Source organism: Pelosinus baikalensis (assembly GCF_020819555.1).
Taxonomy (GTDB): domain Bacteria; phylum Bacillota; class Negativicutes; order DSM-13327; family DSM-13327; genus Pelosinus; species Pelosinus baikalensis.
This window is the reverse complement of record NZ_JAJHJB010000023.1, coordinates 36,144-56,192: the sequence shown is the minus strand read 5'-3', so window position 1 is coordinate 56,192 and position 20,049 is coordinate 36,144. Positions and strand designations below refer to the sequence as shown.

Sequence of the window (20,049 nt, the reverse complement as noted above, 5' to 3'; positions counted from 1 at the left end):
CCTCGCTACAGACAATCTAAAGAACCTGTTATACTTATACATCCTACTTATGACTACCAATATTTCTTATTGTCACATTTACAGAAACATATAAAGGAATGGTAGGATATAGCTCATCCCATTGGTCTTCTACCTGTTCCCAGGTATTCGGTTCATGGACCTTTAATTTACTGGCAAAGCTACCGACAGGGTCTACCTTCATATCTTTTTTAAAAACTTTCTCTGCATAGTAAATATTACGTTTAATTTCTTCCGCAAATGCTACTTCCAGAATACGGAGATACTCTGGATCCAGAGTATCATTTAGGCTAATATCACCTTGAAGCTCTCCAACATTTCCATACATAGTAATATCAACGGTATAATAAATGACCCCATTTTCTACATGAAGTGTTAGCTTTGTATCATGACGAAAGAGCTCGAATATTACTTGATGTCCAGGGGTTTTAGGAGAGTCAATTGTAACAACCGCAGATTTTTCACTACCTAGCATAATTTTCAGACCTGCCACAGCATACTCATCTGCATAACCAATAAACTTATCCTTATTAAATACAGCAGAACCACTTAGCTTTACCACTTTATCAGCCATTTCGATCCGCGGTAAAAGAACATTACTGTTATTATCAAAATACTGAATCGTATACCCAAGATCGGTGCGTGCTCCAGCAACATGAATATTTTTATTATGTAGGCGGATAATATTGGCTAGATAGACACCACCAGGTTCCTTTGATGGAGGGGTAAATTCAATTATGGACTGGGCCTTCCCAGATGTAACATATATTTTAATCCGAGAACGCATTTCTGCATCCCGTTTGAAAAAATCCAAAATTTCCGATAATCCCACTTCTTTTAAAACTGCATCACTAATAACAATTACTTGTATATGTTCAAACCATAGAGACTTGCTGCTTTGTCCTAACATGTCTCGAACCATTTCAAAAATAGACTCACCTGTATTGGATTTGATAAAGGTTTTAGTCTCTTCCCCTTGTTCCCCACCCGAAGCAAACTTTAATATTTGTAAACTTACACGATACCGTTTCGTACCATGGGGCTGGACAAAGGTTTCTACTTCTTTCACTTCATCTGCCTTATCAATTGCCACTGCCAATACAAAATTACGATCCTGCAATTCCCGCATATCCCAGCACCCAGCTGTAACGATACATGTGCAAATTATCAGCAAGCAACTTATCCACTTCTTTTTAGCCACAGTCCTTTCCCACCTTACCTTTTTGCCACCAAGAGAGTAACAGTGCCATGGGAACCACCCCAAAAGAAAATGCTATACCTACCCACATTGTCAATTTACCCATCTGGTCATATATTTGGGGATTATCAATTTGCACAATACCTACGTAGATTATGGGTACTAGCAGTAATAGGGCTGGACGATGATCAGCGTGACGCCACTGCCGCATACATATTTGTGCCATAAAAAACATCATAGCCGCCAAGGTATCAAACACCACTGGTATCCAAGTCACAAGTAAATAATTTTCCAAACGTTCTATAAATGTACCTGGCAATTCCACACTGCGAATGACGATTAAAGCTGGAAAAGGTAAATTCTTAGCATCTTCAACCGTTAAGACTCCAATGATAACAATGATAATAATCAAAAACAATAAAGTCACTCCAATAAAGGCCAAACCAACTTCTTTTGCTAATTTACTAAGACTCACTTTTCTGTAGACCAGAGGAAGCAACAACAGCACACATTCATAGCCACCGTACATGCCCCATGTAGAAATGCCCCCAGCAACAACCCCCTTTACATCGACTGGCCATAAAGGCAGCAGATTTTCTGGCCGGAAGTTTAAAATGCTGGTCAGCCATACGATGAGTAATATACTGTAGGCTATAACAAATAAGAATTGATGTATACGCAAAATAGTTCCCCAATCTTGCAGCGCACAATAAGTACATAACACTAATAGAGCTAAAATTACTACCTCAGGTGGTGTCCGATCAAACATGTAAAAAGTTATAATTTTTCCTACACCAGAGAATATGGTTACAACTTGTAAAAAAAATACAAGATTGAACCAAGTAATTACAAAACTCCCACCCATGTGCCCAAAAATTCGTGGGGCATACTCTACTATCGTCTCATCCGGATACTTTTTACCCAACCTTAGCATCAAGTATGTAGCTATGTAAAAAAGTACTCCACCAATTATTACACTTATCCAAGATCCATTCTTCGCTTGCTCAATTAGGGCGCGGGGGGTCAGCATAATCTGAGCACCTATACAAGTCACAAATAAAACAATTGCTAACTGAAATGCTGACATGCTTGTTTTCGCTTCGAGATTAGCCATCCTCCTCACCGCCCCTAGTTTGATCCTTAGAACCAAATTCTTTAGGCCTTTCTTTTAGTAGTTTAGATGGCAGCCTGACTACACCATCTTTCCAATCGGATAAAAGAGTGATATCAAACAATCCTCCAATATAGGATTCACCAAAACTACGCAGGGAACATGCATGTATTGTTACCGCTAATATTCCTATTATGACGCCATATAGTCCTAATATAGATGCTAAAACCAGCATGGGGATTCGCAGCCAACGCAAGGCCAAATTAAAAGTATAAGAAGGCATAGAGTAAGAGGAAATGGCGGTAATAGCAACAACCACTACTAACAATGGGTTAATTAACCCAGCTTGCACTATCGTTGTACCAACCATAAAGGCGCCAAGCATAGTGGCAGCACCAGACAATCTTTGGGGTAGACGAACGATAGCTTCTTGGAACACTTCTAATAAGATCTCCATCATAATGGCTTCTAAAAAAGAAGGAAAGGGAGTACGCGCCCTCAACTCTGCTACAGAAATCGCCATAGTAGTCGGTAACATTCCTGGGTGGTATGAGACTACAGAAACATAGATAGCCGGTAAATAAATAGCAATAAAAGCGGTTACGTTTCTAGTCAAGCGAATTAAACTGGCGATTACTGGTTGTATCGTGTAATCATCTGGTGATTGCATCAAGACGTTATAAGTACAGGGAACTAGCAGTGTAGCAGGTGTACCATCTAAGATGAGTCCTACCCTTCCTTCATATAGTGCCGCAAGAACTTTGTCTGGTCTTTCTGTTGTTTGCACTTGAGGAAAGGGTGACCATGGATGATCTACGATAAACTCCTCAATCTTAGCTGAAGCTAATACTTTGTCCGTGTCAATCAATTTGATGCGACGCTCTACCTCTTCCACCAAACCTGGCTTTACTAAATTTGCTGCATACAGTAAAGCAATTGAATTCTTCGTCCTTTCCCCTACCTTTAGTATCTGCACTTTAATATTGGTATCACGAGAGCGGCGGCGTATCAAAACAATATTATCTGTAAGGCCTTCATTAAACGCTTCATTGGGTCCCCTAAGAATATGTTCATTATTGGCTCCGCCAATATTACGTTTCACGTATTTAATAGCAGAAATGCTCAACCCCTCAGAAAGGCCATCGATTAAAAGAAGAGCATTTCCCATCATCACTGCCTCAATTGCTGCGCTAGCTTTAGTTAAAACACTCACAGAAGAAGCACCTAAGATATGCTCTGAAATACTTTTCATCGTAGTAAAAATTTCGGATAGGTTACCTGTATTCGGATTATCGGGTCCCGTCTGACTCATCAGCGGTTTAATTACATTTCTTTCTAAATTGGAAGTATCAGCCATACCCTCAAGATAAACGAGTAATGCACTCTTCCCGCCCGCATCAAAATTACGAAATTCAATATCGCCGCAGTCTTTAAAAATGCTTTGCAATAATTTTTTATTTTCTTCCAAAATACTTGTAAAGATAAAGGGTTCAGAGGAGGGAGCCGCAACTTGGCGCAACTGATCAACAAGATCTTCTATCTCTTCGCCAAATACAGTGCTTTGTCTGGTCATCTTCTGTAATTTTGTTAATTCCTTCTCAGCTTGTTGTATGGAAGCGTCAGGTCTATCGGCTGATAGCTTCCGAATCCTAGGACATTTCATCCTTCTCATGTCACTCCTCCTTCCTGCAATTACTATTTTTTGCATTTTACTACATCTTTATACCAAGAAATTCTATGGATATTGCATAGAAAAACAGCCAGAAGAAAATCTGGCCGTTTTTGATTAGTTCCAACGTTTTTCAATTGTTACATCTTTGAAGTATTGCCCGACTATCTCTTCTGGTTTCTTGCCTTTTGTTGCTAAGTTATTTGCTCCCCACTGGGACAATCCTACACCATGTCCATATCCCTTGCCGCTAAAGACGATAGCGTCACCGGTAACCTCTATCTTGTCTAACAACATGGATTTAAGTTTTGTACTGCCAAGCCCCACCCTTACCTCTGGAGCAGATAGCTCCAGATTCTTGTTAATTAGTAAAGTAGTTGTACGACCCGATGGTCCTTTTTTCCCAATCTCTACACTTTCGATAGTATCAGCCGTTTTCCCCATCTTGGTCATAACATCCATCATTTCTTTTTTCGTAAACGAAGCCGTCCAATTTTTCACATCGCTAGGAGCTAATTCATCAGGAGAGGTAACAGATTGAATGTAGGGAGGTTCCTCATCCTTAAAGTTAAGCCCTTCTTTCGCTGTCGCTGTGATACCACCGGCAGAAGCATGAAACCAAGCTTGAATCGGCTTTCCTTGATAGGTAATCACCATACCTCTGGTCATTTCAACAGCCTTTTTAACATTATCATTTACGGCCTTTGCATCATATGCTTGAAATTCCTTAATATCTGTCGATGCCTGAGTTCCTCTTGCAGGGACTCCACCTTTTTCATCCATTGCTTGCAGGGTAAAGGTTCGCGCGAGTATGGCTTGAACCGCTAAAGCCTCAACTGGCCAATCATTCTTCATTTCTCCTGCTACCACGCCAGCCACATACTCTTCCATTTTCATTTTCTTCTTTTCACCTGTTTCATGCATAAACACCAAAATCTCAGGTTCGTTTCCCTCAATTGCTTGCTTTTGCGGCGCTGCAGGAGTCTGCTCTGGTTTTGACTGTGGATTCATAAGAGAACACCCGCTCGCAGCAAAAACGAAGATTAGTACCAAGGCAATTACAGCATACCATCTTTTATTATGCATCTGTCTACCTCCTAACTTACTTTATCCAGCGGATAAGTAGGACTAGGCTTCAAATGGACTTTGACCTCCATTTAGCACAAGTCTTCTTACTTATTAGTATGGTCGAAAAACCTAAATACATTCATTGTCCATTATTCATTATGCGAAAAATCGGCATTCCTATACAAATAAAGATTAACAGCAATACCCCAACTGCCCCAACCATGTTTTCATTCTTCCACAACCACTGAGAGAAAGTATATCCGTGAAAGCCAGACAATATCGCCGCTGCTAAAAACATATAATCCATTCTTACCTTCTCCTCTTATAAACTTTATTTTACGGGATAGGTTCGTATCATTAAGCCCGTACGACGAATCTTTGTATCAATTGTAATATTTACCTTTGCCTGACTATACTTCTCACACCAAGAATACTGCAAGTAATCTTGATAATTTTTAAATTCTGGTCTTATATAGTAACCAAAACCTATTACATCTGATTTAAGCTCCTGGGTATGCTGAATCATATTTGCCATTTCCTCATGACATACTTGGTTTACTTGCTCCTCAAGCAATCGAAGATAACTCTCCTGTTCATAGTTAATCCCCGAAGGAAGATTTGTAATTTCACCCTCTAACATAATCTTGATATCGATGACTGGACGTTCCTCTTCCAGAGCCACCTTAATTTTAGGTGCAGATCCCAATCGCAGATTCACATTTAAAAATTTCTTTGGGAGAAGAGGATCTTCCATTGAAAGAAAGCCATTATTAAAATTTCCTAACAACATCGCCATCATACGTGTCTCTGTAGTACTTAATGTACCTACCATCTTGTCACCATTAAATATGGCAGTACCGGCAAATTGTATAGGATTGCCACCTTGAAGCGGTATTTTGCCAGCAGTATAACCGTCAACTTTGCTGCCAGCTACCTTTGGGGTCGCAATTTCTCCTTTACCGGACAAATCGCTAATATCTACAAATGTTGCATAGGATTCTGCGCTATTACTTTTAAGCCTGATATAAAATTGGTGAAAACTGACACGTAAATAGTATCCAGTTTCTACTCCTGAATCAAGCATGGTCTCAAAATACTTCGATGCAGATATATTAAAACTAGGTTTATTCCTTTCTAGAAAATCTCTCGCCGTCCCCTTTGCCACTAAAACAAACATAGACCCGCGATATTCCCGATAACGCTTCAGCGATCCCCACATATTAGCCAATCCTTCACGCGCCAGTTCCTGGCCCACCACTAATACCTTAACATGGGACATAGAAGGCACCAAAGCTGTAGTAGATTTGAGTAAATTAAGAGATTCTGCTATGGTTATAGCCGAATTGCTTATTAAAACTGTATCTTTTTCCCCCTCTCCTTTGTTCCCTTCCACATTAGGCTTGGCGATCTGATATGTTACTTTAATCATACCCTCTTGCTCTGCTTTATCAATACCGATTGCAACGATATAAGCGACTTCCTCACTTTCTCTAGCACCATTGCATCCAGAAAGAAATATTCCCATACTCAGTAACATGGTTCCTAATATGAGGCGGATGTACACAATTTCCCCCTCCTCTTTTTCCACCATGCCATGATAAATAACAGGGCAGGAAAAACATAGATACCAACATCAAATAGCATAATTAGTTTTTGATCCACTTCCAAAACATAACCAATATCAGGGGGCATCATTGCTAAATTTGCAATTAATATCGCTCCTAATGGCACGATGGGTCTTAGTGTGGGCAGTTTTAATAATACAGCAAGAAGATATAAACCAACATATAGGCTGCCTGCGACGGCTAATAAACCAAACACCACCCACACGACAATAAATAAAGCCTCAATCCTTTGAAGGTATTGATTCAGATACACCAAACGTGCCAATTCAAAAAGCGGCATTGTCTTTTCTGCACCGACAGCATTACCAAAGATCATAGTATAAACAAGGATAAAACTAACGCGCAGCATTCCTGCATAACTTAACGCATAAAGAGCTGCCTTCTTAATGGTCCTTGTATTTTGAAAAGCTGGGGCCAAAAAAACTAACGCTAAGACCCCTACATTATATCCTGCCCCTTTAATGCCTGTCTGTACAGCTTGCATAACGCCATTGCCTTGCCACGGAGTAAGATTGTACACAACATAAAAAGGTATTAACAGCAGCAGTATCATTCCGATTGCTGCTATGGAAAAAGGCATGACAATATAACTCGTCCGCGTCAAGGCTTCAATTCCTAAGTAGCATAAAATACCTGCTGATACTGCATACCACACGATAACCACTTGAAACTCCACTCGCGGCAAAGCAGTCAGCAAGGTATATTCGGAATACAAGCGTAAAATGAGGGCACCGTTGCTCAAAAACATAATGCTATAGCTTAATAATATCCCCCATGCGCCTATTGTACCGATCAGCTTCTGGCACACCATAAAAATATCTCCGGTTATGCCCTTATGCACATAGGCCATCATGTACAAAATAATTAGAGGAATGATTGTATAAATCACCATTGCCAGCCATAAAATAGATCCATCTTGCTGAATGAGATTCGAAATGGTAGACAGGAATACACGAGGCATCACAATACCAAATACCAGAGCAATGCCATCTGCTACGCCTAAATTGCCGGGATACAGATCATTCATGATCGTTGCCTCCTTTCGATGAATCTGTAATCCAAGTTCTACTAGTGTTTTTCTGTCGAATCTCGTCCTTAGTATTCAGAGCATCCGGTCTGCGCTTTTGATGATAGGAAGAACTTCTGAAGATCGTATCTCCTCCATTCACTGTCTTAGGTGCTAGTGGCGCCAAATAAGGCATGCCAAAGGACTTTAAAGAACACAGCATAGCAATAAACAGTAAAAAGCCACAGGCAACGCCAATGAGTCCCATGGACATTGCTAACAACACAAATACAAATCGAGATAAGCGAAACGCTGATGCCAATCGATAATCAGGAATGCTGTAAGATGCTAAACCAGTCAAGGCAATGACAATTACCATGATGGGACTTACAATCTTAGCTGTCACAGCTGTCTGTCCCAAAATCAACGCTCCTACGATACCGATGGTCGAGCCTAGTATACCCGGAATCCGTAGTCCGCCTTCACGAATTAACTCAAAAGAAAACTCCATAAACAAAATTTCGACGACTGTAGGAAAGGGTACTTGTGCTCTGGCCGCAGCGATGGATAACAATAACTCTGTAGGTATCGCTTCCTGATGAAAGGTACTAATAGCCAAATACAAACCAGGGAGCAGTAAGGATAATAACGCACCAAACCATCTAACCAGACGAAGCATATTGGTATAATACAGATTCAAGCTAAAATCATCCGATGAATGCATTAAAGTGAAGAAGGAGACAGGTAGAATATGTCCAAAAGGGCTGCCATCGATAAAAATAGCTACCCGCCCTTCTGACAAGTGAATTGCTACTCGGTCTGGCCGCTCTGTTGATAAGGTTTGAGGAAATGGGTTTCTTGGAAAATCTTCAATAAAATGTTCTAGTATACCCGAATCCGTTATAATATCAGTACTAATGCCATTAACACGTCTTTTGACTTCTTCAACCAGTTCTTCATTGGCAATTGACTTGATATACATAACAGCGCAATTAGAATGTCCTCTTGCTCCAATAGGAATCATTTCGGTTACCAGATCACTGGCATGAAGCATGGTTCGAATAAGGGCTGTATTGACACGTAATACTTCTGTAAATGCATTTTGCGATCCACGAACTGATTGTTCCGTCGTAGGGTTGCCAATACTGCGATGTTCATACCCTTTTGTCTCTACCGTTACAGCTTCTCCAGCCCCATCAAAAAACACTACTGCATCGCCAGTATTAATCGCTTGCTGCACTTCCTTAAAACTTCCTATCCTTGAGGCTTGACCACTAGGAAGGCACTCTTCCATGACAAAGCTGATAAAATCTTCCCCTTGCACATGCTCTTTACTATTCTTCATGAACATTAAAGGTTCTAGTAAGGTCATATTTATAATTTTCTTATCGATAAGTCCATCCATAAATACAATCAGAACTTTAATCTTAGGCTGATCTGAAATGGTAATACTCCGAATTACCACATCCTTATTCAGAGGCAGCTGATAAATGGATTCTAGCATGCTCTGATTTTCATTAATGTCCGTACTAATCACAGTATTATTGTACATACCGTCAATGCTGTGATTCTTTATTGTATGCTTTTTAATTTCCTTCCACTCAGTCTGTATCATTTCAAACTCAGCTTTAATTTTCTTGACTACTTCATGTTTTTCTTTACTTCGCAAATCCTTACTGCTTTTTTGCATAAACGCATCTAATTTTTTCGCATAATTGATCATGAACTCTAACTCTCGTATGCCCTCTGTGACAGCAGCAGAGGGGAAAAATTCACCATCGATTTCTTCTTTTTCCGTCCGCGGCTCAACCAAAACAAAAGGAGTAGGCTGATCTGGCGGCTGATATACCAGTACATCTTTGATTCCTGTAATCAGATTACTGATCATACGTTTTCCCATACCGCCACCTCCTCAATATTTCATTATAGCTTTTACCAAAATGTATTTTTTTACTACTAAATATGAAAATAGAGACCACTGCCTCCAAAGGCAGCAGCAATCGCTATTAGCCCTGCATAAGAAAAAGGCTGCGCGTCCTTTTAAAAATTAAAACATTTTGAACCGCAAAGACGCGAAGGACACAAAGGTTTTTTATATATTTTTTGTGCACTCCTTTGTGTGCCGCGATAGCGGCATAGTGCCTTTGTGGTTCATAAAATCTTATCTTTTTCGCAAAACTTATGCTTCTATGCTTATAAAAAAACAAGGATTTAAGCAAGTTAAAACTCGCCTAAATCCTCGTCTTGATGTATTACAACATCTTACTCTTTCTAATGTCCGCCAGCACCTAATTTGCGCTGTAGGATTCTACTTGGTATGGTAAACAATAAATTTAATATAAGAATTGTAATGACTAATAATGCTCCAGACCCATTCGCAATTTCCACTCTGTCAGGTACAAGTCCCACAGCCATAACATACCAAAGATGTACAGCTAAGGTTTCGCCTGCTGATGTCACATCAAAATTGACAATTTGCCGCCCAACTGTCGTACCAGCTGTAAAAATCAAGATCGCTGTTTCTCCTAATGCTCTCCCCGCAGTCAGAGTAATACCTGTAATAATGCCAGGCAATGAATTTGGTAATACAACCCGCCAAATCGTCTGCCACTTCGTAGCACCAAGAGCCAAACTTGCTTCACGATAATGCACGGGGACATTTCGCACGGCCTCTTCCGTCACTCTGACTAGAACAGGCAGATTAAGCAGCATTAATGTTAAAGCTCCACCGATAATGCTGAAACCCATGCCTAATGCGTTGACAAAGATAATCATGCCAAATAACCCTAATACAATGGACGGAACCGTTGCCAAACTCTCTGTACTCAACCGAATCAAATCCGTCAGTTTATTATCATGAGCATACTCGGCTAAATACACCCCTGCGCCAATGGCTAATGGTATGGAAACCAAGAGGGATAAAAGTAAAATGTAAAAAGAGTTAAATAACTGAGCTCCTACACCGCCACCTGCTTGAATATCACTGGATTTACCAAAAATAAAATCCCATGACAGCACAGGCACACCTTTATACAAAATAAAGAGCAAGAAAGCAGCCAATATACCTAAGATTACAATACCTGCCAGCCACATTAGCAGCGTCGCTAGTTTATCAAAAACCTTCGCAGACATTTAGATCACCTTCTTTCTGGCAATTCGGCGAATAATCAGAATCATTAACAATGATAGCACTAACAGCACAAACGCCATTAGGAACAACGCATTTCCCCAGGCTGAACCAAAGGGAGTATTGCCCATTTCCACAACAATTTCACTAGGCAGCGTAGAGGTGGGCATAAATAAAGATGTAGCTAATTGTGGCGTGTTGCCAATTACCATTTGAACTGCCATGGTTTCCCCTACCGCTCTTGCCATAGCTAAAATAATCGAGGTCAAAATTCCAGGCAGCGCAGAAGGTAAAAGTACATGCCAAATCGTTTGCCATCTTGTTGCTCCTAGAGCTAAGGAAGCTTCCTCTAGACTCTTTGGTACCGCTCGAAGAGCATCTTCTGAAATACTCACAATCGTAGGTAAAATCATAATCGCTAGAATAATCGAAGCTGCTAATAAACCAAAGCCTATATTTACATTAAAATAGGTTCGAATAAAAGGTACAATAATAGTTAGGCCCACAAAGCCATACACTACAGAAGGAATCGCTACATATAAATCCGTAGCTGGTCTCATAATTTTGCTCAACCAAGCTGGAGCAATTTTCGCCATAAAAATCGCACCAGCTAATCCCAAAGGCGCTCCTAATAAAATTGATAGTACCGTAACTGCTAAAGAACCCACGATAAAACTTAAGGCACCATATTCCAGCCCCATGGGATCCCATTTTGCTGAAAAGAAGAAATCGAAAGGACTTACTTCTTTAAAGGTCAAGAGCCCCTGCCCGCCGACAAAAACAATAATTGTAACAATAATAATCGTCATCAAACTTGCACTGGCAATAAATAGATACCTCATATAATGATCATATAATAATTTCGTTTTATGTTCTTTACTTACTAATTGCATTACAAATCCTCCTATTTTGAAGAAAGATTAAGCTTACGCCAACCTTTAAGCCTATCTAGCATGAAAAGCTACTTCAAGACTTCTTGTAGTTAAATTGTAACCCATTCCTAATTTTCCTTTGTTAAGGTATTGTTAAGAAATTGTTAAGTCTAAACTGCCAAAAATTAACTTGGTGTAACAGCATTTCGTTCTTCCTAATTAGAATATCCAGTTTCTTAACATTCTACATGTAAAAATCTCATTACATATTAACTCAATCTTCTTGCTGCTGCATATAATAAAACATAAGAAGCAATTTTTAATAGAGGAGGATTACATTGAATAAATGTTACGTTATTGATACTAATGTTCTCCTACATTCCCCTAACGCAATATTTACATTCAACGAGCACACTGTAATCATTCCCGAAGTAGTTCTAGAAGAACTGGATCGTTTCAAATCGGAAAGCAGCGAACGAGGTGCCAATAGCCGTCAAGTCAGCCGCATTATTGACAACCTACGCGCCACGGGCAATTTACTTAAGGGAGTCCCCTTAAATGATCAAGGCGGCATCTTACGAATTGAAACCAATCATCTAGATACTAAAATTCCTGTTAATTGGCCAGGAAGCAAACCCGATAACCGTATTCTGCAGGTGTGTAAAGGGTTAGCTGAAAGTAGTCATTACCCGATTTTAGTTAGCCGCGATACCAATATGCGTGTAAAAGCAACTATTCTTACGATTCACGCTGAAGATTTCCGCAATGAAAAGGTAGCCAGCATCGAGGAGCAATATACTGGCCGAGGCACCATTTATACTACCTCAGAAGTCATTAATCGCTTTCATGAAGATGTTTTAAATACCATTGATCCTACTCTTTTATTCACCTATGATGAAAATGCTCAGATATTGATAAACACATCTTTAGAAACCAACCAATTTTTTCTGATTCGTTCTACAGATAATGACCGTCATACAGCTTTAGGTCGCTTTGACGGTGAAAAACTCGTCCATCTACGTTATCAGCACCACAATCCCTTTGGCGTTGTTCCTCGTAACATCGGTCAGATTTTCATGCAAGAATGTCTTATGATGAGCGCTAGTGAAGCCCCTTTAGTCATTATTAAAGGTCCAGCCGGTACAGCTAAAACCTTCTATTCCTTAGCTGTAGGCTTACATCAGCACTTTGAGTGCCGCCCCAGAGATTATAATCACATACTGATTTGTCGTCCTAACGTCCCTATGGATGAGGATATTGGTTTTCTTCCCGGATCAGAAGTCGATAAAGTAAGTCCTTTCATGAGAGGCATCAGAGATAATCTGTTTACCCTGATGAATGGAAATACACTCGATGATAGCAAAGATCTAATGCAAGCGGAAGATACCATCCAAATTTTATTTGACAAGCATACGATTCAAACAGAAGCACTCGCCTTTCAGCGAGGTCGATCATTACAAAAATACTGGGTCATCTTTGATGAAATGCAAAATGCTACACCTCGCCAAGCCAAAGGAGTGATCACTCGCCCGGGATTAGGTACCAAGATCATTCTTCTTGGTGATCCTGCCCAAATTGACCATCCATATCTGGATAGTCAGTCCAATGGCTTGGTGTATGCCAGTGAAAAAATGCGAGGGTCCAAGCTTTGTTTCCAAGTAACGCTGCAGCATGATGAATGCGAACGCTCACCACTAGCCGCTGAAGCGGCTATGAGATTATAATATAAAAAATAAACTGCCGATTTGGCAGTTTATTTTTTGCGCATTCGCTGTCCTGTTTCTAGGTAAATAACCCATTCTCCAATATTGGTAGCATGATCAGCGACTCGCTCTAAATAGCGTGCTACAAATAATAACTGAGTTGCCTGTGTAATATTACGGGGATCTTCCATCATGTACGTTAAAAGTTCACGAAAGGTTTGATGATAAATATCATCTACTTCATCATCTGCGGCACATACATTTTCTGCTAAAGCAATATCAAGCTTGATATAAGCAGCCAAGGAATCTCTTAGCATTTTTTGTGCCATTGCCGACATCCGTGGGATATCTACCAACGGTTTAATCAAGGGCTGTTCTGCAATGCCTAAGGCAATTTTAGCAATGTCAAAAGCATGGTCTCCCACTCGCTCTAAGTCTGTCGTGATTTTAAGTCCTGTACCGATAATTCGCAAGTCCCTTGCTAAAGGCTGCTGCCTGGCAATGAGTACCATACATTTATCTTCAATACTGCTTTCCATGGCATCAATGTAGTCATCACCAGCCATTACATGCTTAGCCATCTCTATATCCTGGGTCGTTAAAGAAGCTACAGCCTGGCCAATAGCCAGTTCAACGCGGGTGCCCATTTCTAAGATATCATTACGCAACTCTTCTAACTCTTGATCATAATTTTGTCTGGTGACCGTCATGCTCTCGCCTCCATTATCCGAATCGTCCAGTAATATAGTCTTCCGTACGTTTATCCTGGGGTCTTGTAAATATGACATCTGTTTGATCATGTTCTACTAGATCACCATTCAAAAAGAATGCCGTATAATCAGATACTCTAGCAGCTTGCTGCATGTTGTGAGTAACCATAACAATAGTATATCTCTGTTTTAATTCTGAGAGCAATTCTTCAATCTTCATAGTTGATATAGGATCTAGAGCTGAACAGGGTTCATCCATTAACAGCACTTCCGGCTCGATTGCCAATAATCTTGCAATACATAAACGTTGCTGCTGTCCACCTGACATGCCCATAGCTGAGCTTTGGAGACGATCTCGTACTTCTTCCCAAAGAGCTGCCCCCTTCAGGCTCTTTTCTACCAGTTCATCCAGCTGTGCTTTTTTAGTGATGCCATGAATGCGGGGGCCATATGCAATATTGTCATAAATCGACATGGGAAACGGATTCGGTCTTTGAAAAACCATCCCCACTCTTTTCCTTAGCAGCACTACATCTGTATCGGGATGATAAATATTGACCCCATCTAACAGGACTTCGCCTTCTATTTTTACATTAGCGATTAAATCATTCATACGATTTAACGTCTTGATAAAGGTGGACTTACCACAGCCTGAAGGTCCAATCAGAGCTAACAAGCTGTTTTTTTCCGCACCAAGAGAAATTTTCTTTAATGCCAATGCATCTCCATAGTATAATTTTAGCTTATTCACATGAATTTTATAATCCATAGATGTCCTCCTGCCACTTAGGCGATTCTTCATATATCGAAACTAATCATCAGATAAATATTGATATAGAAAATATACCACAAAATGCAGGTACTTATTATTATGCAATTATTATGTTTTTGTTAAATTTCGCTAAAGCGGTAGCCAACTCCTCGAACTGTCTCAATTGCTTCTGCCACTTTCGGCTCAGCTGCCATTTTTGCTCTTAGATGACGTACATGTACATCCACCGTACGAGTATCACCAAAATATTCATAACCCCATACCTTCTCCAGTAATTGCTCACGTGTATAGGCTCTGCCCACATTTGTAATAAATAATTTCAATAACTCATATTCCTTAGGAGTAAGCTCTAGCTTCTCTTGATCTAAATATGCCGTATAACTGGAAAAATTCAATCGTAGTTTGCCAACAACTAACTCGCCATCGTGCTGTACACTGTCTTTATGGCTTCGCCTTAGCACTGCTTTTACGCGAGCCATAAGCTCCCGAGGACTAAAAGGTTTGGTCATATAATCATCTGCGCCTAACTCTAAGCCCACAATTTTATCCACTTCTTCATTTTTGGCTGTCAGCATAATAATGGGAATCGCTGCTGTTTCCTGCTGTCCTTTCAATCTGCGGCATACCTCTATACCATCAATATCGGGAATCATTAGATCCAGTATAATCAAATCAGGCTTATTGGTTCTAACCAACTGCAATGCCTCATGGCCATTCTCTGCTTTGAGGACGTGGTAACCTGTTTTTTGCAAGTTAAACTCAATTAGTTCTACGATTGAAGGCTCATCATCAACTACCAATATGTTGCTTATCATATACTTCACTTCCTTAAAATAAAAACCAGGTTATATTAACCTGGTTTCTATTTATCTAAAATTTATTTATTTACTACGTCTTTTAAGCCTTTACCAGCTTTGAAAACTGGATTTTTAGATGCTGGAATTGTAATTTCAGCGCCTGTTTGTGGGTTACGACCTTTTCTTTCTTCACGTGTTTTTACTTCAAAAGTTCCAAATCCAATGATTTGGACTTTATCTTGTTGTGCCAAAGCTTCCTCAACACTAACAAATAAAGCATTGATTGCTTTCTCAGCATCCTTCTTAGTCAAACCCGCTTTTTCTGCAACACTTGCAATTAATTCAGTTTTATTCACAAAAATAGCCTCCTTATGAAAAATCGTTACGAATAGCTTATTCGCTATCATTTTTTTTATTCCTGTCTAGATTTTAAAAAAATACTAAAAAAATCCCAAATTCTTTATATTTTGTTACTTTTCGCCTCTTCCCAGAGAAAATCAAGCTGTTTTAGTGACATATTCTCCCATTTTAGCTTTTTTTCCTTCATTACCTTTTCAATGTATAAAAACCTACGGCGAAACTTATTATTGGTGGTATTTAAGGCAACTTCACCATCAATTTTTAAAAATCTCGCCAAATTTACAATTGAAAATATTACATCTCCTAACTCAGCTTCCATGTTAATAGCTTGTCCTTGGGCACAGGCATCTTTGAGTTCCTCCAGTTCTTCATATATCTTGTCCCACACAGGCTCAATCCTATCCCAGTCAAATCCGACTTTAGCAGCTTTCGCTTGTAGTTTGTAAGCTCTCATGAGACTTGGCAGTCCCTTCGGTATACCATCAAGCACAGACGGTCTCTCATGACCGTGCTCCTGCTTTTTTATCGCATCCCAGTTTAGCACCACCTCGCCTGCGTCTCGGACGCTTGTATCACCAAATACATGAGGATGACGACGTATCATTTTCTCTGAAATGCCGTCAATTACCTGCTGCATGGTAAATACCTTTGCTTCTTCTGCAATGCGGGCATGAAATACAATCTGTAATAGCAAATCTCCTAGCTCTTCACATAATAATTCTCCTTGTTGTAAATCAATGGCCTCTAGGACTTCATAAACCTCCTCCACAATATACCGTCTAAGACTGGAGTGGGTTTGCTCAATATCCCATACACATCCCTCATTCGAGCGAAGCTTAGCCATCACATCGAGTATAGGATCTAATGAAAACCGTTTAACTGCAGTACTGCGGCGCGGCACATACACACTGGTAAGATGATCAATCTCCTGCACTCTATCCATTTCGAACAAAGGTACTGTTAGTAACTGTTCATCTGGTAATCCCAAATTTTTCACAACGATCACTTCATAGTCATCGGGGTAATATTCCATTAACACCAGTTTAGCCTCTGAAGCAACGTAATGATTGTAGACTTGTGTTACCACTAAAGCAGTCATTAACTCTGGAGGCAGGGATGCTAAATCAGCAGCATCCAGTACCGTAATGCCTTCAATGGGATCTATGGCAAGTCTTGTGTATAAGACTTCCAGAAAACTCATCCCAGGCAAAATCCTAACGGCAATCCCCTGTTCACCTGCCAATTGTCGAATTAGCATCACTGTTTTCTCTGCTACAAGAGGGCTGCCTGGTACAGCATATACTACTTTTTTTCCCAGTGCTGCCTGACGTAAACAGTCATGAGCGATCGTCTCGTAAACTTCCTCAAATGACGTCTTCTCCTCATAAACATAGTCATAACTAGTAAATGCAATACCACGTTCCAACATTGCTGCTACAGTTGGATGCTTTGCAGTACGCAAAAGCAATTTTTCTGCAGTCTTTAATAATTCTAAGGTCTCTACGGTGATAAGACCAAAAGAACCGGGTCCTAATCCTACAATTGTAATTTCTCCCACATTATCGCCTCATATTCATAATTAAAGTAAATTTTTTATTATTTTCGTAATATACCTATTTTACCTAATAAACGAGCTATTTTGCTACCTATTTTAGGTAGTTTTTCGATATCCTGCTGCTCTATACCTCCTAATAATAAAAGAACAATACTGTATACTATACCACCTATACAAACAGAAGCCAAGGTTGCCATTGTATTATGCAAGGTTTTTAACATCACCGCATCATAGGTTAACAAAACCGTAGCGCCCATAATAATGGCAGCAGCAACCGTCTTTATCGTATCTTTTATATTGATGCTAAACCCTACATAGCGATATACAAAATACATATTCAAAAGAGCAGCCAAGGCAAAATCAACGTTTGTCGCCCAAGCAGCGCCTTTTATGCCAAAAGAAGGTATCGCAGTTAATGTCCAGCTCATAACAATTTTTACAGCAGCGGAGATCATCATATTAATAAGAGGAATCGCTGTATACCCTAATCCCTGCAATACTCCCGTCGTAACCTGATGAATCCCCAGCATAATGACACCACCTGATAATATGGCGATTGGTACTCCAGCATTGGGCGTACCATACAGCATTTGCGATATCGGTGTAGCCAGCAGAAACATCCCGACAAAACTGGGTATGGTAATTAAATTGGCAAATCGCATCGCCATAGCTGTGCGCTGATAGATTCGCTTGTGATCTTTCAGAGTAAAGGCTTCCGATATGGCAGGGACCAAGCTAGATGCCAATGATCCCGTCAAAATAGTGGGTACATTGATAAGAGCAATTGCCATGCCCGTCAGGTATCCAAACAATTCCGTTGCCTGACCTACCGTATAGCCGGCATTTTCTAACCGCGCCGGTACAATTAACAAGTCAATGCTAGACACGATTGGCAGCATAATATTTGCCAGTGACACAGGCAGGGCCAATTTTACAATCCGCGAAATAATTTTCCCGCTTGCTTCTTGTTTTATAATCGGCTGCATTGCTATTTTTGCTTTTAATGCGGTACTATGCCGCCAATAATAGTACATTAATACCACTAAGCCGGCTAAGGCACCAGGTCCTGCACCAAAACTGGCACCAGCAGCTGCATATTCAAGACCAATGGGTAATAAGTAAAAAGCTAAAAATACCATGGTTACGACTCGAATCAGCTGTTCAAAAATTTGCGATACAGCTGTAGGTGTCATCATCTGCAATCCTTGGAAATAACCACGATAACTAGATAAAATCGTAACGAAGAATATAGCTGGAGCCAAAGCAGCAATCGCGTAATACGCACGAGGATCACGTACAAATTGATTTTCAACCAACCATCCAGCACCAAAATATAATAGAAATGTAAAAACAATTCCCGTTATCGTTAATAAGCCTAATGAAATGCGAAATACCCGATTTGCACCGCGAAAGTCAGATAAGGCCACTTTCTCAGCAACAATAATAGAAATAGCCACCGGAATACCGGCAGATGAAATACTCAAGGCTAGTAAGTAAATTGGATATGCCATCTGGTATAATCCAATTCCTTCGCCCCCTAATAAACGGGAGAGAAGGATGCGATTTACCGAACCAATTATTTTTACCACAACGCCAGCAAGGGTTAAAATGAATGCCCCTTTTAAAAATGTATCTTTACTCACGTAATTTCTTCCTCCTAAAGCATTCCTATTACTACTTATTCAGAAGATGAACATTATATTATCGCAAAATACAATTACTGCTAATACTTCTTTTGTAAAAATAAAATATTTTAAGCCGCAAAGACGCGAAGAAAGAACAAAAAAGTAGCGAATCTGTGTCCGCTACTTTTTACAACTTTCATTATTATGTGGCCATTTGTTTTGCTAAGAATCCTGCAGCAGTTTCTGCTAATTTTACTTCCATTTCACTCATTTGCACTCCTTGCTGCTTCGTGCAAATAACCACTGCACCAATGGAAGTCCCTTCTACAATAATCGGTGCAATGACTTCAGCAGTAAATTTTGATACCTCTTCTTCTTCACCAGAGTCAATAATCGAGCCCTTAGAGCCTTTGGCTTCTGCAAGATTGTTCAATAAAACCGCTTTACGATCTTCCATAACTTTTTCCAGAGCTGATCCTAACGGTTTATTCATAAACTCCTTCTTTGAAGAACCAGCGACAGCAACTATCGTATCTCTGTCCGCTATTAAGATGATATGGCCGACTGCTTCATATAACGAATCGGCATATTCCTTTGCAAAATCACCTAGTTCGCTTACTGGAGAATATTTCTTTAAGATCACTTCCCCTTCTCGATCAACATATATCTCCAATGGATCACCTTCGCGAATCCTAAGTGTTCGCCTAATTTCTTTAGGTATTACAACTCTGCCTAAGTCATCAATTCTTCTTACAATTCCAGTGGCTTTCACCAGTATCCCCCCTTTTCTACAGTTTTTGACATCTGATTTCAGTGATAGTATATATCTTACG

Annotated in this window: 18 protein-coding genes; 1 reads left to right on the top strand and 17 read right to left on the bottom strand. The window is 40.0% G+C overall.

The genetic code is table 11. From position 1 onward, the window contains the following. Window positions 1–43 precede the first annotated feature (43 nt). The 10 genes from LMF89_RS15855 to pstC form a co-directional block, all read right to left on the bottom strand. Entirely contained in the window at window positions 44–1,219 is a 1,176-nt protein-coding gene (locus LMF89_RS15855; protein ID WP_229535938.1) for a Ger(x)C family spore germination protein, read from the bottom strand. Next, window positions 1,212–2,330: a GerAB/ArcD/ProY family transporter gene (locus LMF89_RS15850; RefSeq protein WP_229535937.1), complete on the bottom strand. Its 1,119-nt coding sequence runs from the start codon at window positions 2,328–2,330 to the stop codon at window positions 1,212–1,214. Before LMF89_RS15850 ends, LMF89_RS15855 begins: the two co-directional genes overlap by 8 nt. Beyond that, window positions 2,323–3,999, bottom strand: coding sequence for a spore germination protein (locus LMF89_RS15845; RefSeq protein ID WP_229535936.1), 1,677 nt, complete (start codon window positions 3,997–3,999; stop codon window positions 2,323–2,325). The genes LMF89_RS15850 and LMF89_RS15845 overlap by 8 nt, the downstream gene beginning before the upstream one ends. Window positions 4,000–4,113: 114 nt before the next feature. Further along, complete coding sequence (locus LMF89_RS15840) at window positions 4,114–5,082, bottom strand: SpoIID/LytB domain-containing protein (protein ID WP_229535935.1); 969 nt, start codon at window positions 5,080–5,082, stop codon at window positions 4,114–4,116. A gap of 121 nt (window positions 5,083–5,203) precedes the next feature. Then, window positions 5,204–5,371: a hypothetical protein gene (locus tag LMF89_RS15835; protein ID WP_007956217.1), complete on the bottom strand. Its 168-nt coding sequence runs from the start codon at window positions 5,369–5,371 to the stop codon at window positions 5,204–5,206. A 24-nt stretch (window positions 5,372–5,395) separates the two neighbouring features. Then, on the bottom strand, window positions 5,396–6,628 hold the full coding sequence (locus LMF89_RS15830; RefSeq protein ID WP_229535934.1) for a Ger(x)C family spore germination protein: 1,233 nt from the start codon (window positions 6,626–6,628) through the stop codon (window positions 5,396–5,398). Next, on the bottom strand, window positions 6,607–7,716 hold the full coding sequence (locus tag LMF89_RS15825; RefSeq protein ID WP_229535933.1) for a GerAB/ArcD/ProY family transporter: 1,110 nt from the start codon (window positions 7,714–7,716) through the stop codon (window positions 6,607–6,609). The genes LMF89_RS15830 and LMF89_RS15825 overlap by 22 nt, the downstream gene beginning before the upstream one ends. Further along, window positions 7,709–9,595, bottom strand: a complete 1,887-nt coding sequence (locus tag LMF89_RS15820) for a spore germination protein (RefSeq protein ID WP_229535932.1) — start codon at window positions 9,593–9,595, stop codon at window positions 7,709–7,711. Before LMF89_RS15820 ends, LMF89_RS15825 begins: the two co-directional genes overlap by 8 nt. A gap of 371 nt (window positions 9,596–9,966) precedes the next feature. Next, on the bottom strand, window positions 9,967–10,827 hold the full coding sequence (gene pstA / locus LMF89_RS15815) for a phosphate ABC transporter permease PstA (protein WP_229535931.1): 861 nt from the start codon (window positions 10,825–10,827) through the stop codon (window positions 9,967–9,969). Further along, the gene (gene pstC, locus LMF89_RS15810; protein WP_007956224.1) at window positions 10,828–11,715 is read right to left on the bottom strand and encodes a phosphate ABC transporter permease subunit PstC; all 888 of its coding nucleotides are present in this window, start codon (window positions 11,713–11,715) and stop codon (window positions 10,828–10,830) included. It abuts the gene before it with no gap. 317 nt (window positions 11,716–12,032) lie between these two features. Between pstC and LMF89_RS15805 the strand changes: the two genes are divergently transcribed. Next, the gene (locus tag LMF89_RS15805; protein WP_229535930.1) at window positions 12,033–13,418 is read left to right on the top strand and encodes a PhoH family protein; all 1,386 of its coding nucleotides are present in this window, start codon (window positions 12,033–12,035) and stop codon (window positions 13,416–13,418) included. Window positions 13,419–13,447: 29 nt separating this feature from the next. Here LMF89_RS15805 and phoU read toward each other — a convergent pair whose 3' ends face one another. From phoU to spoVT, 7 genes are all read right to left on the bottom strand, one after another. Then, on the bottom strand, window positions 13,448–14,107 hold the full coding sequence (gene phoU / locus LMF89_RS15800) for a phosphate signaling complex protein PhoU (RefSeq protein ID WP_007956227.1): 660 nt from the start codon (window positions 14,105–14,107) through the stop codon (window positions 13,448–13,450). Window positions 14,108–14,120: 13 nt separating this feature from the next. After that, window positions 14,121–14,876 carry a phosphate ABC transporter ATP-binding protein PstB gene (gene pstB, locus LMF89_RS15795; RefSeq protein ID WP_007956229.1) on the bottom strand — a complete coding sequence of 252 codons (756 nt, stop codon included), beginning with the start codon at window positions 14,874–14,876 and terminating at the stop codon, window positions 14,121–14,123. 122 nt (window positions 14,877–14,998) lie between these two features. Then, window positions 14,999–15,694 carry a response regulator gene (locus LMF89_RS15790; RefSeq protein WP_007956231.1) on the bottom strand — a complete coding sequence of 232 codons (696 nt, stop codon included), beginning with the start codon at window positions 15,692–15,694 and terminating at the stop codon, window positions 14,999–15,001. 62 nt (window positions 15,695–15,756) lie between these two features. Continuing rightward, window positions 15,757–16,032 carry a non-specific DNA-binding protein Hbs gene (hbs, locus tag LMF89_RS15785; protein ID WP_017531241.1) on the bottom strand — a complete coding sequence of 92 codons (276 nt, stop codon included), beginning with the start codon at window positions 16,030–16,032 and terminating at the stop codon, window positions 15,757–15,759. Between the two features lie 104 nt (window positions 16,033–16,136). After that, window positions 16,137–17,594 (bottom strand): bifunctional methyltransferase/pyrophosphohydrolase YabN, encoded by a 1,458-nt coding sequence (gene yabN, locus LMF89_RS15780; RefSeq protein ID WP_229535929.1) that lies wholly within the window; start codon window positions 17,592–17,594, stop codon window positions 16,137–16,139. A 38-nt stretch (window positions 17,595–17,632) separates the two neighbouring features. Then, on the bottom strand, window positions 17,633–19,234 hold the full coding sequence (locus tag LMF89_RS15775; protein WP_229535928.1) for a putative polysaccharide biosynthesis protein: 1,602 nt from the start codon (window positions 19,232–19,234) through the stop codon (window positions 17,633–17,635). A 184-nt stretch (window positions 19,235–19,418) separates the two neighbouring features. Beyond that, window positions 19,419–19,988, bottom strand: coding sequence for a stage V sporulation protein T (gene spoVT, locus LMF89_RS15770; RefSeq protein WP_007932376.1), 570 nt, complete (start codon window positions 19,986–19,988; stop codon window positions 19,419–19,421). Between the last annotated feature and the right edge of the window lie 61 nt (window positions 19,989–20,049).